Annotated in this window: 5 protein-coding genes; 1 reads left to right on the forward strand and 4 read right to left on the reverse strand. The window is 68.5% G+C overall.

Annotated elements, in window-relative coordinates:
- Nucleotides 1-33 precede the first annotated feature (33 nt).
- Complete coding sequence (locus ACIA8L_RS11625; RefSeq protein ID WP_395903138.1) at nt 34-180, forward strand: hypothetical protein; 147 nt, start codon at nt 34-36, stop codon at nt 178-180.
- On the opposite strand, the gene ACIA8L_RS11630 is transcribed toward ACIA8L_RS11625, so the two are convergent.
- From ACIA8L_RS11630 to ACIA8L_RS11645, 4 genes are all read right to left on the reverse strand, one after another.
- Nucleotides 170-4,900, reverse strand: a complete 4,731-nt coding sequence (locus ACIA8L_RS11630) for a LamG-like jellyroll fold domain-containing protein (RefSeq protein WP_395903140.1) — start codon at nt 4,898-4,900, stop codon at nt 170-172. The two genes, ACIA8L_RS11625 and ACIA8L_RS11630, sit on opposite strands and share 11 nt — an antisense overlap.
- Nucleotides 4,901-5,011: 111 nt before the next feature.
- Nucleotides 5,012-5,449, reverse strand: a complete 438-nt coding sequence (locus ACIA8L_RS11635) for a hypothetical protein (protein ID WP_395903142.1) — start codon at nt 5,447-5,449, stop codon at nt 5,012-5,014.
- On the reverse strand, nt 5,450-12,004 hold the full coding sequence (locus ACIA8L_RS11640; RefSeq protein ID WP_395903145.1) for an RHS repeat-associated core domain-containing protein: 6,555 nt from the start codon (nt 12,002-12,004) through the stop codon (nt 5,450-5,452).
- Nucleotides 12,005-12,063: 59 nt separating this feature from the next.
- Nucleotides 12,064-12,603, reverse strand: coding sequence for a hypothetical protein (locus tag ACIA8L_RS11645; RefSeq protein ID WP_395903147.1), 540 nt, complete (start codon nt 12,601-12,603; stop codon nt 12,064-12,066).
- Between the last annotated feature and the right edge of the window lies 1 nt (nt 12,604).

The raw sequence follows: 12,604 nt of genomic DNA on the forward strand, positions 1-12,604 counted from the left end.
GGAATCGGTCCCCAGCGGTCGAGGTGCAGGACCGTGTCGAGGGCTTCGCGGGGCGCGGGCTTGCCGATCAGGGGCGGCGACTGGATCGCCGTCCGCACCGCCGGCCGCGTCCGCGCGGTCCTGCGCCGCCCCGGCACCGAGGCCAGGGCGGCGCAGTCCGCCTCGGACATCAGCCGGTGATGGTGATCTCGTCGATGAAGCCCCGATATCCGCCGAGGTTGGCGGCCTGGTCGTAGCCGATGTTGATGCTGCTGATGGGCTGGCCGTTGCTCACGGCACCGATGTCGATGGTGACGAAGTTCCAGGTGTCAAGGGTCAGGTTGTTACAGGCACTCCTGGGATGGACCGAACGACCGTGTTGTTCGACGGCGGTGCCGTCGCGGAGGTTGTTGCTCGTGCCGTAGATGAGGTCGATCGCGACGCAGGTGCTGTTGGTGCCGTTGGCGAGGTTGCCACTGTTCGCCGCGCTCTGCGGGAAGATCCAGTACGACAGCGTGGTACCGGCCTTCACGGTGACGTTCGCGCCGGTCAGGTCGATGGCCTTCGTGTACGCGTATGAGCTCGCGGTGCTGGTGTCGTAGCCGGAGTACATGATCTGCCCGCCGTCGCCGAGGCTGTGGGCCGGACCGGCGTTGGTCCGCAGCGCCTCGGGGCCGGTGAGGCTGCAGCAGACGCCTGTCACATTCGCCAGCCCACCGTGCGGCCACGCGCCCGTGTCAACGGTGCTCGTCCAGGTCAGCTGGGGCTGGCCGGTCTCGAGGGACGTGTCGAACTGTGACTGCTGCAGCGTCGCGCCCTGCAGTGCCACGCTGCTCGCCGGGTCGGTGAAGGTCGATGCCTGCCAGGTCACGGTGAGGACCTGGTTGGGCAGGGGCGAGCGGAAGGCGATGGTGAACACACCCGTGGCGGTCCCGGCCGGGCTGGACAGGGTGTTGCTGATGTAGCCGCCGCTGCCGTCGCTGAGTGTCGCCGTGAGGATGCCGGTGGTGTGCTTGGCGACGGCGTAGACGCGCAGGACCCGCAGGGTGGTGCGGGCCGGGACGGTGAACTGCAGGTCACTGCCCAGACCGGTGACGGCGACACCGTTGCCGGCGTTGGTCGCCGAGGCCACGGGGGTGCCGTTGGTCCACGTGAGGGTGGCGCCGCCGGACGAGCGGGTCTTGCTCGCGCCGTTGGCCGTGGGGTAGCTGATCTCGCCGCCGGCGTTGGCCTTGTGGTCGGAGCTGGTGGCGCTGCTCTGACCCCAGCCGGCCCAGTCGGTCATGCCCTGGCGGGTCATGTCGACGTTGCCGATGACGTTGTCGAGGTTGCCGGACACGTTGTGGTCGCTGCCGAGCGTGCCGGTAGTCACCGGGTTGAGCAGCGAGCCGCGGGTCTCGACGCTGGCCACCTGGCCGGAGAAGAAGTACGCCGGGCTGCCGTTCTCCAGGCCGGAACCGATGCGGAACTTGCCGATGTCCGTCCAGGTGCTGCTGTGGTTGGCGATGGCCACCGTCTGGTCGTCGATCGCCAGGCTGATCGTGTTCGTGGTCTTCTGGAAGCTCGCCGTGAGGTGCATCCACACGCCGACGTTGACTGCGTTGGGCGCGGATGCGGCCACATCCCACGTGGCATGGTCCGCCCGGAGCATCGCGAACCGCCATGAGTGGTCGGTGTCGATGTAGAGCCAGAATCCGCCGTTCTCCTGCGACAGCATGACCGCGTGATTGTTGCTCGCCGGCTTGACCCACACGGAGAGCGTGAAGCTCTGGTCGGTGGTCACGGCGGCCGAGGCGGTGCTCAGCGTCGCCGATCCGTCGAGCAGGACATCGGGACTGTACAGATCACCGGTGTTCCATTTGGCGTTGCCGGCGGCGGTCACGTTGAGGCCACCCGAGGTGTCGGCCGCGGTCGTCACGGTACCGCCGCTGTCGTCGTCGCTGAGCGACCAGGTGTGCGCGGTGGTCGTGAGGCTCTGGGCCGGCCGGGCGGTGAGCACGCCGGTCGTGCCGGACAAGCCGGAGACCAGCCACGGTGTCACCCCGCCGACGGCATCGATGCTCCACAGGTCCGGGATGTCATTGCGGTCGGCGTCGGCGGCGCGCAGCGTGATTCCGGCACCGGTGTTCCAGCCCGTGACGGCGAGGGTGTACTGGGTGTAGGCGATGGTCAGGGCGGACGTGTCGAACGTGAGGTTCTTCCACAGGTATAGGCCACCGGTGGTCTTGTTCCACAGGAACAGCCAGGTCCCGGAGGACGTGAGGGCACTGGAGATGGTCCAGTTGTTCCAGTCCGCGCCACCGGTCGGCGTCGGATTGGCCACCGCCGACGGGAAGCTGTAGTTGGTGACGCCTCCGCCGGCCTGCTCCGCATAGTAGTCGAGGTAGTACCCGTCGGTGGCACTGCCCGCGATCGCGATGAGGTCCGGGTAGGCGGTGGTCTGCCCGGAGGCGTTGCCCGCGTTGGCGATCTGCAGCGGTGTGTAGCCGAGCTCATCGGCGCTCAGCGACTTCTTGTTGGTGACCCCGCTCAGCTTGGCGTTAGGTGTCGGGGTGCCGTCGCCGTTCTGCCGGATGACCGTGAACTTGCCGGTGGCCGGGTAGTAGGCGCCGAGGTCCTGCAGGGGGCTACCGGCGAAGCGGCCGGTGATGATCTGGGCGCCGTCGAAGTCGGCCGGGACGTTGTTCACCGCGGCACCGTTGACACCGATGTCCGCGGCGGCGGGAATCAGCGTGCCCGTCCGGCGGCCGGGGGCCAGCCAGACACCGGCGGGCAGGCCGTTCGCCCCGCCGGCGGCGACGAGGTCGGCCGACCCGTCGCCGGTGAGGTCCTGGTCCACGCGGGGAGTTGACGGCGGACTCGCGTTGAACACCAGGCTCTTCGTGTCACCGATATTGTTGCCGGCCGAGAGCCCGGTGATCGTCAGCACGTTCGTGAACCGGTTCGGGGTGATGGTGATGCTCGCGTCACCGTTCGTCGCGGGTGCCTGCTGCGGTGCGGCGCCATTGAGCTGGTACGTGTAGGACGTGGGCACGGTGCCGTCGGCCGGCTTGGATACCGGGATCGTTATCGGCTGCCCCATCGCGGCACCCTGCACCTCGTTGACGGCGGGGGCGCCGGGACGGGTCGGATCGAAGTTGAACGAGCACGTTGTCGACCAGGCGCTGGTGCCGCTGTTGGCGCTGTAGTCGGTCACGTACACGGCCCAGGAGAACTTCGTGACGGTGGTGCCGCCACCCGATGCCGCCCGCAATGTCGCGCTGTCCACTTGCAGGACGGCCGTGGTGCCCGAGGCCGCGGTGAGCACATTCGGGTCGGAGGTCTTCTGCACCTGCCCGTCGCTGGTGCGCCAGATCTTGAACGCGACGCCCAGGTTGCCGCCGTCGGCGTCGGACACGGGCGCGTACAGCGACACGAGGCCGTCCCCGACGGTGGTCGTGGTGCCCGTGCAGTTGGTGGTCGGCGAGGTGCTGAGCCCGCTCGGCACGTTGGGCGTGTGGTTGTAGACGATGGACATCGACGGGGCACTGCTGCCGGTGGCGAGAAACTCCTTGTAGTTGAACAGGTCGTTCTCGTTGGCGGTGCGCAGCCCGAAGGTCTGCACCGACTTGCCGGCGTTCACCGCCCCGATGACCGCGCCGGTGACGTCGGCCGCGACACCGGCCCCGTTGGGGCAACTGCTGTACCCGGTCTGGGTGGACACACTGCCGACCGCGTTGCCCCAGCCGACCGCGTCCCAGCTCGTCCAGTTGGCGTTGCCCGCGGTCAACGTCGTCGACGGCGCGTAGATGTTCGTCGTGCGGGCGGTGCAGTCGGAGGAGTACACCTCGAACAGGAAGATCTTCGCCTCGGAGATGCTCGCGCCGCTGAGCGCGCTGATGTTGATCGGGAAGTTCAGCAACGTCCGCGAGTGGATGCTGCTGTTGTGCCCGGCCTGCAGATGCCCGTCCGGGTCGGGGGTGCTGTTCCAGTACTTGGTGCTCGAGAACGAGCTCGTCACCGTGGCGTAGGCGCTGGCCGACGGGTTCCAGGACGGGTCGATGTACACCGGATATACGGTGTCGGCCGCGTTCAGCAGCTTCGCGTCGGGCGTGAGCGTGAGGGTGTTCTTGGTGATGTCGACGCCGATCGGCGCGGAGTGCGCCGCCCGCCCCGGTCCGGCCGCGCTGGAGGCGGCCGGCGGCCCGCCGGCCGCATCGGCGGCCTTCGTGCCATCGGCCATCGCCGACGCCGACGCCGACGACACGGCCGCGTCCCACATGGTCGGCGCGTTGGCGGTGAACACCGCACGCCCGATGCGGTCCACAGCCTGGAGGTTCCCGGCCGCGTCCGCGCTGACCGTGAGCCCGCTGGTCGTCACCGGCATGGCCAGCCGCCGCACCGCCGGGTTGGCGGCCGCGGCGGCGGTACGCACGACGAGCACCTCGCTGAAGCCACCCTGATCGTTGGCGGTGACCTTCAGATCGACATCCGGCAGCACGTTGGCGTAGGTCGCGGTCGCACCGGACAGCGTCGGGGCCGGCAGCGCGAACGCCAGATCGAGCCCGAGCGTGGTGCCTTGGCGAGCCATCCGGGCCAGCGCCCTGTCGCCGCCACCGGACAGCTTCAGGTCCGATGTGGACACTTTGGGGCTGAGGCTGCCGTCCGTGTTCACGTGCAGCGTCGCGTCCACCGGCGTCCAGACCCCGTTGACCTGCTTGCGCACCGGCACGACGGTCCGGTTCGAGGTCAGCGTGCCGTTCGGGTTCGCGGTGAGCGTGTCGGTCGCCGTCGTGGCCGCCGGCACCGGCACCGCGGTCCTGGTCAAGCGCGCCTTGGCGAGGGCCTGCTCGGTGCTCAGCGGCTTGTCCGCCACGGGTGGCGGACCGGCCGTCGCGGGCGTGGCCGACTGCGGACCGGCGACGGCGACGGCGCTACCCAACAGCGCCAGGATGAGCAGGCCAGATTTCCGTCGGACAGCAACCGGCAGCCGCCTCATAACAATCCTTCCGTGCTGGTCAAGAGGTCATCGCGATGACGAGAAGCCGCGAGGTCACACGACTCCGGCGCCCGGTTCGGCAACGCCGTTGAGATATCCGTCCGCATACATCATCGCCTCGGCGATGTGCTTGATCGCCGTCGGGTCATTGCTGTCGATGAATTCCTTCAGCCGGATCGCCACCCGCCCGACGAGGCTTGCCGCAATGTAGAGGATGTTGCGGTCCTCGTCGTATTCCAGCGGCAGCGCTCCGGCCTCGAATGCCGCCACTGCGGCGTCGAAGTCGATGGCGGCCGTGCCGTCCGGGTCCACGATGACGAAGTCCAGGAACCGCTGGTTCTTGAGCAGTGCCCCGTGGCGGATGATGAGCCGCATCGCGGCCTCCACGACCCACACGCCCACGGCGCCTTCCATGAGCCCGGCCGCGAGCTGGTCGTGATCAAGGCGATCGACATCACGCATCGTAACTTCATCCCCTCTTCGAAAGAGCATCTACTCGAACGGAATTATCGGCTCTTCGACGAAGGGCTCCACGACCGGTTCGGGAATCGATGGGAGGCGCCAGTTCGAAATCGGGCCGGGCGCGCTGCCGGTGAAGCCGGACTCGGGATTGGGATTCCCGTCCAGGGGCACTCGCACAGCTCCGTTCCCACCCGACATCTGATATTTGAGATACGGGCCCCGGTGGGTCGGGTCGGTGCTCGACGGATCACCCTTCTCCCACATGATCATCACACTCTTGTCGTTCGGATTCTGGTATCGGACCCCTTCACCGCCGGTTGTGCTGGTCGGCTTCATCGGCACGGCGTCCAGGCCCGCCTCCTTGGCCATACGGTCGACCTCGTCGATCGTCGCACCGCGCATGGACGTCGGGTCGCGCAACGAGCGGAGCTTGTCCCCACCCTGCTCGATCAGGACACTCTCGCCGTCCTCGCCGAGCGTGTCGATGAAGGCGTTCGCCAGCGCCACCCGCCGCTGCAGGTCGGCGGGGCAGGCGCCGACGGCGATCTGATTGCAGACCTTCCACCATCGCTGGTCCTCGTTGAGCATGTGCTCGTTCCACCACCCGGAGGACGCCTGCTCGTACGCCCACTTGAGTGCGGCGTAGCGCTTGTCCTTCGTGTGAATCATCACGTGGTCGCCGAGGGTGACGATCTTGTCGGGCTTGTCGTCGTCCGTGCAGCTGTCGGTCTGCCGGCAGTTCGTGACCTTGGGCGGGGCACAGTATTCGCCGGCCAGGCCGCACGGGCCGTAGCGCTTGTCGTCGGTCATCAGGCCGCTCGGATCGCTGGCATTGACCGGCGCGTTGTGGGCGTAGCTGTACCCGTTGAGCTGCTGGGTGTCGGCCGCCGTGCGGACGGGATCGACGCTGGTGAAGCGCCCGGTGGCCGGGTCGTAGTCGCGGGCGCCGAGCCGGGTGAGGCCGGTGTCGGCGTCGGCCGGTGCGCCCAGGAAGCCGTGGTTGTCAGGCCAGCTGCCGGCTGAGCCGCGTGGCTCCCCATACGGGGTGCTCTGCCGCCAGGTCGCCGTCTGCAGGTTGCTGCTCAGGTAGAGGCCGGGCGTGCCGTGTTGGTCGGCGACCTGGAAGGTGTAGGCGCTCGCGGCGGTGCCGGTGCGCACGGCCACGACGCCGCCGGGCAGTGGGTAGTACCGGGTGCCGGACACCGCCTGCGTGGAGTTGTTGAGCACCAGCTGCTCGCCGGGCAGGTAGAGCGTGGTGGTGCCGATGTCGTGCTGGACGAGCAGGCCGCCGTCGGCGTTGTACTTGAAGGTGCTCGTGCCGCTCGCACCCAGTACACTCGCCAGCTGCCCTTGGTCGTTCCACGTCAGGGTCTGCGGGCCCTTGTCCGGCGTATTGCGGTAGACCATGTTGCCGGCGCTGTCGTAGTGATACGTCGTCGTGCCGGTGGCGCCGCCGGTGGTCGCGGTGCCGGTCAGGATGTGCGGCTGGTCGGAACCGTCGCCGTCGTAGGCGTACTCGGTGGTCTTGTCGGCGCCGCTCGTCGTGCTGTGCTGGACCTGCTGGGTGCGGTTGCCGAGCGGGTCGACCGTCCACGTCGTCCAATACGCGCTGGACGCGCCCAACGTGTCGCCGACGGTACCGTGGCTGCCGGCGGTCGGCGTGGCGGTGCAGTCGTCGGTGGCCGTCCAAGCGGCGGACAGCCGGGCCAGCCCGTCGTAGCGGTAGCACTGCGTCTCGGTCGCGGAGCTCGCCCCGAGCCGCGTCGAGGTCTGGCGCAGCCGGTTGCCCACGAGGTCGTACTGGTAGTGCTCCTGGTCGACGTCGTTCGGTGTTGCGTTGGGGCGGGTGACCTTCTGGTCGAGCAGCCGGCCCGTGTGCGCGTCGAACTGGTTGGTGACCTGCGCGTAGTCCGGCTCCGCGCCCAGCTTCGTCACGCTGACCCGGCCCCAGTCGTCGTAGGCGGTGTTGTCCTCGTACGCCCCGAGACCGCCGACCGAGTCGACAAGGTCCAGCGTGCTGGTGTAGCCGTAGTTGACCGTTTCGGCCGGCAGGCCCCCGGCGGCCGGGTATACGTCCGAGCTCGGCAGACCCGTCAGGGCCGAGTACGCGTGGGTGTACACATAGGACCGCCCGAGGACCGAGCCCTCACCGGTCGACCCGGACGGGATAGTGACGGTCTCGCCGAGGGACTCGCCGAACTTGTTGAAGTTCCGATACTGGATCTTGTACCCGTTGCCGTTCCAGAACGCCGTCGAGCTGGTCAGGTGGCCCAGCGGAAACTTCATGTTCGCGATCGCGTTGTCGGAGTTGTCATACACCCAGGCCGCGATCTGGTTCGCGGGCGCCTGACCGGTCAACGAAGCGTTGTAGGCGGCCGTCTTGCGGCTCAGCGCGTCGTAGACGAACGAGGTCGTCTTGTTCCGGCTGTCGGTGGTCTGCGTGAGGTTGCCGAGGTTGTCGTACTCGAAACCGCTGTCGCCGCCGTCGGGATCGGTCTTGGCCACGACCCGGCCGAGCAGATCGTAGGTGCTGGTCCACACTGAGCCGTCGGCGTCCGTGACCGTCGCCTGGTTACCGTGGCTGTCAAAACCGAACTGCGTGGCGACCGCCGTGCCACCGCTGACCGAGTACACACCGGTGAAGGTGTTCGCCGGCGTGCTCAGTGCCGGCCGGGTGCTGTACTGGTCGTTCTCGACGGTACGGCCCAGGGGATCGATTTTGGTCGCGGTGGCCACGCCGCCGAGCGGTGGGATGACCGTGGTTCGGTCGCCGTTGTACACCGTCGTCGTTGTCGACACCACGACACCTGAGTCGGCGCTGGCGTTCACCACGACCCGGCCGAGACCGTCGTAGGTGTACACGTTCTGCACGGGAATCGCCGGTGCCGGGGAGACCTGGTCCGCAGCGACGAGCGTGGTGTTCGGAGCGGCGCCGGGGTTCGACCATGAGGTGTTGGTGGCTCGGGTCCAGCCGCGGCTGTCATAGAAGGTGTCGCTGATGAGCCGGCCGCCGTTGGGGTTGGCGGTCTGCGTCTGCCGGACCCGGAACAGCCCATCGAAGATCGAGGTCGAGAGTACATAGCCGGCGTCGTCGTTGAGCCGCTGCGTCGTCACCGAGACGCGCCCGGCCGGGCCGGTGTTGCTGATCTGATAGGTGTACAGGTAGTTCGCGGGATCGGTGGCCGGGCGCGAGACGAGCCAGACCGCCGAAGCGCGGCCGAGGGTGTCGTACTCGCGGGTGGTGACCACACCGTTGACATCGGTCTCGGTCCGGACCAGCCCGCGGGTCGGATCGATGGTGGTGGACGTATGCGTCTGCAGCGTGTCGTTGGTGACCGTCCCGCCGGTGATGAGGCCGACCGCGTTGGTGGTGTATCCGGTCGTGACGCTGTGATTGCCCGCGTTGAACGACTTGGTGATGCGACCGGCGCTGTCGTATGCGGCTTTGGCGTCGGTCAGATACGTGATTGCGCCGCCGGTGTAGCCCGACGCTTTCTGGGTCAGCGTCGCGTCGCCGTAGGTCGGGGCATTCACCTGGGGGAAGGCGGTGCCGAAGGCCGGGTCGTCATAGAAGGTACGGGTGGCCGTGATCATCTGGGCCGGCCGGTTCACTGCCGCCGGCGCGGTGAGCGCGTTGTACGCCGCCGGGGCCGAGGGGTTCGCGCCGGCCGTGAACCCGCCACAGGCGACGGCGTCGGTCTCGACGGAGGCTGTCAGCGCGACGAGGTTCTTCGCGGTGTTCGCCGGTGCGTACGTGGAGTGCGTACACCGGTCGTAGTCGGCCTGGGCGGGAGCCGTGTGGGTGTACTGCCACACGACAGATCCGTAGGTCGGGCTGGCCGTGTTCGTGTCGTAGGTGGTGTCGGCCTGCGTGTAGCGCCAGGTCGTCGCGCCGGAGCCGGTCACCGCCTGGCGGCTGTAGGTTTCGGCGGGCGCGACCCAGTTCGCGGTCAGGGCCGGCAGGCCGGTGCGGTTGCGGGTGGCGGTGGCCGGCGACACCCAGTACGAGGTGATGGTCGAGTGGTCCACCGGGCCGCCGTCACCGAGATACTCCGTGGACTCCAGAGCCTTCCCGGCGAGCTGGTCCGCGTCGGTGTGGGCGCCACCCTGGGAGTCGCTCAGCGCGCTGCCCATGCCGCGGTAGTACGTCGTCTCCGACAGCGTCCGCGGGTCGTTGGCGAGGTCACCGGTGCGGGTCTTGACGTCGGCGAAACCGCGGAACTGCCCGTAGGTGCGATACTGCGGCTTGATCGTCTCGCCGGCGTCGTAGTGCCAGGCGGCTCCGCCGGAGTACTCGTAGCTCGTCGCCGTTGTCGGTGCCCCGCCGATCGGATCGGACTGCGTGACCTTGGTGACGCTGTAGGCGTTGAACCAGTCCCGCATCGGGTTGGCCAGGCCCTCGGGCGTCCAGTACACCGGGTAGCACGACGTCGTGTTCGTGGCCGGGTCCAGGGTGACCGGCGTGGAGCACGGGTTGACGATCGTGTACGTCGGACTGATGACCGAGCCGGTCTCGGTGGTGATGGATCCGATCCGGTTGCGGTACAGCGCCGGGTACGACGTCGTGTCGCGCCGGTTCGCCAGCGCGATCGGCGTGAATGTGACAGGCGGCATGGTGACCGCCGGGTTCGGGCCGGTGGACCCGCCGGCGCTGGTGTCGCTCGCGGTCCGCACGATCGACGTCAGGAACAGTGTCGGCGACGTGTTGTCGCTCGGCGCGGGCAGGCTGTGCGTCAGCGTGTACGTGTCCAGCGTGACGTAGTCGTTGACGGTCGTCGACCACTGCCGTGTCGTGATGGTCTTCAGCCGGACCGTGGAGAAGAACGACGGGGAGTGCGCGGCGCAGGTCGCGCCCGCGGCGCAGATCGCGTCGAAGGGGACGTCGGGCCAGTTCGCCTTGGTTGTGGCGTTCAGCGGCGAGCACGGCTGGTTGGTGCAGCGTACGTCGGTGCCGAACAGCACCTTGTTGGGCACGGTACCGTAGGCGTTGCCGTCGGTGAAGCCGTAGTCGATGTGCTCGAGGTAGCTGTTGCGGACGTAGGAAACGTTGCTGGCCCCGTTGTGCTGGCCGTAGAAGTTCGGGTCCTGGTGGTAGTAGTACGCCGTCGCGTTGCCGTGAGCGTCCGCGACGTAGTCGAGGTTCCAGCGGTAGGCGGTCGTGCACGCCGTCGTCGGGAACGCGCAACTGCCCCACATCGGGTCCGTCGAATGACCCGCGTAGACCGGCTCGGAATCGACCGAGTTCGTCGCCGCCTTCCCCGACGTCCAGCCGGGCAGATGGTTGCGGCCGAACGAATACGTGATGCCGTCCCGGGTGGTGACCGTCCACCAGTCGTTGTTATAGGTGCCCGAGCCGTTGTTCACGTTCGTCACATGCGTGACCACGGTGCCGTCGTCGTGCTCGGGCTTCCACACCGACTTGCCGGCGTCCCAGACCAACGATGTCGACGAACCCTTCAGCGACATCGTCAGGATCGGTCCGGCGTAGCACAGATCCGGCGTCGCGTTCGCGACCGCCGACCCCTCCGGCGAGTCCTTGCAGGACAGGAAGGTCTGCTCGATGTACGACTGCGGCAGCGACCAGCCATCACCGGCCCACGACGCCTGCGCCTGCGCGAACGACGTCTGCCCGTCAACGCCCGACGAACTGTAGGAGAGACTCAGGTCCGGGCTGGCCCCGGCCGGGACGGGCGGCACGACGATCGGATAGCTGTACGTGAACCCGCCGGTGCTGCCGCCGCTCGACCACGAACCGGAGGCCTTGAGATCGGTGGCGGCGTAGGTGCCGAGGCTCCCGCCGTCCTGCCCGCCGTCGGCGGTGGCCGCCAGGACGACCATCGGGGCGGTGCCCGCGGTCAGCGAGGCGGCCGAGCTGTTCGCGGTGTGCACCGGTGCGGTGAATGTCACCGGCGTCGACAGCGTCTGCGCGGCCCGGTCCCGGGTCGTCGGCAACGGCGTCGCCTGACGGCACTCGGCCTTCTCCGGCGTGTACAACGCACAGCCCGGCAGCCGCACCAGGTGCAGACGCTCGGCGTAGTTGCCGCCGTAGGCCTGGGCGAACCCGCCGTAATCGACACCGACCTGCGCCGCACCCGAACCAGCACTCTGCGGGTCGACGGCCAGCAGGACCCCGGTGACGCCGGCCTTCTCGGTGGCCGCCCGATCGGCGACCCGCACGCCGAGCGTCGCCGGGCCGGTGTAGCGGCCCTGGGAGTCCGCGACCGGCCGGGCCCAGACAAGTGAACCGGCGACACGGGCCTTCGCTTTCGCGTCGAGCGTCAGCGTGGCGGCGCTCGGGGCGGGCAGGGCGGTCGCGGTCGCGTGGAACTCGGGCGGTAGCGCGGCCGGCTTCGCGTCGTTCGCCGCCACCGCGTGCACCTTGGTCACCTGCGGTCCCGGCACCGGCTTGGGCGGCGCCGGCGGGGCCGCCGCCACCGCGACCGGCAGCACCACCACGGCGCTGCCGGCGAGCAGTCCGGCACTCAGCAGCCGACGCAGCCAGATTGATCGACCAGCGGACCAGATCCGGCCCCGGCTCGTACCCAATGCCCGCTCCCCCGCGGTCGGCAGATATGACAGATGCATGGCAGCCCGAGCACTTTCTCAAGAGACGGTCGCAGTCCACAGTGGGCATGGCTTCATCGCTACGGAAGGGACGGCAACAACTGCAACCAGGCATCGAGGTCCGCGGAGTCGTCCGGGCGCCGGCCATCGCCGGCGATCGACCTCAGCGGGCCCAGGAGATTCTTCGCATACCGAAGGTCGCGGACCTCGTCCGCCGGCAACGCGCGCCAATTCGAAGCCTTGACCCGCGCCGATTCGATTGACAAGGGCAGGCTCTCGAGCACCGTCCGCCTGGCCGCCGCCGCCAGATCGTCGATCGCCGGATCAGCAGCCGAACGAGCCAGAGCGACCAGCATGTTGACGCGGCGCAGGACGCTCTCCCGCCCATCTAGTGCGCCGGCGCCGGACGCTCCGGCGACGAGTGCTTCATAGGCAGCACGCAACTGCGCCACTTCCTCGGGTGTCACCCGCCGATCAGACGACGCCAGCCGAGACGTGAACAGCTCGAGCACAGCGCGCCATCGGACAGCGGGCTCCGCCGTCCAGGTGGGGACCCGGTCAGTGAGCAGCAACGCAAGGTCGATGGGGTTCAGCTCAGCGAGTTCTTCCAGATCAATCACG

The organism is Dactylosporangium sp. NPDC051541, from assembly GCF_044454505.1.
In the GTDB taxonomy this organism is placed as follows: domain Bacteria; phylum Actinomycetota; class Actinomycetes; order Mycobacteriales; family Micromonosporaceae; genus Dactylosporangium.

What these genes read in the sequence shown, in the direction of transcription:
- ACIA8L_RS11635 (WP_395903142.1), bottom strand. Translation starts at nt 5,449, where the DNA reads ATGCTCTTTCGAAGAGGGGATGAAGTTACGATGCGTGATGTCGATCGC.
- ACIA8L_RS11640 (WP_395903145.1), bottom strand. Translation starts at nt 12,004, where the DNA reads ATGCATCTGTCATATCTGCCGACCGCGGGGGAGCGGGCATTGGGTACG.